This is a genomic window from Colwellia echini (assembly GCF_002843355.2).
GTDB classification, from domain to species: domain Bacteria; phylum Pseudomonadota; class Gammaproteobacteria; order Enterobacterales; family Alteromonadaceae; genus Colwellia; species Colwellia echini.
The window spans coordinates 1-478 of the sequence record NZ_PJAI02000105.1; the positions used below are offsets into that span (position 1 = coordinate 1).

Here is a 478-nt window from a genome sequence, read left to right on the forward strand (position 1 = left end):
TCACCTCAAAAGTACTATCAACTCCTGAAGCGATATATTCTTCTATATTACTCGCGTCGGTAATATTCACCGTTTGTGAATCTGCGGAAATGGTTAATGTATCGCCATTCGTTTCGGCGCCCGTACCACCATCAATTGTACCGCTAATTTGACCACGTGTGACAAGCGTAAAGTCATCATCGCCGCTACCACCTTGCAAGTTAGCAAAATTGGTGAAACTAACCCCTGCAACCGTACCATCACCGTTGTCAGTAATATTCCACGCGTTATCACCAGTGCTCACCTCAAAAGTACTATCAGCGCCTGAAGCGATATATTCTTCTATATTACTTGCATCGGTAATATTCACCGTTTGTGAAGCTGCCGTTATAATTAATGTATCGCCATTTGTTTCTGCACCCGTTCCACCATCAATTGTGCCACTAATTTGACCACGTGTGACAAGCGTAAAGTCATCATCGCCGCTACCACCTTGCAA

Annotated in this window: 1 protein-coding gene; it reads right to left on the reverse strand. The window is 44.1% G+C overall.

What is annotated here, in order from left to right; translation table 11 throughout:
* A partial coding sequence (locus tag CWS31_RS17685) for a hypothetical protein (protein WP_211355872.1) occupies positions 1–478 on the reverse strand: 478 nt, incomplete at both ends.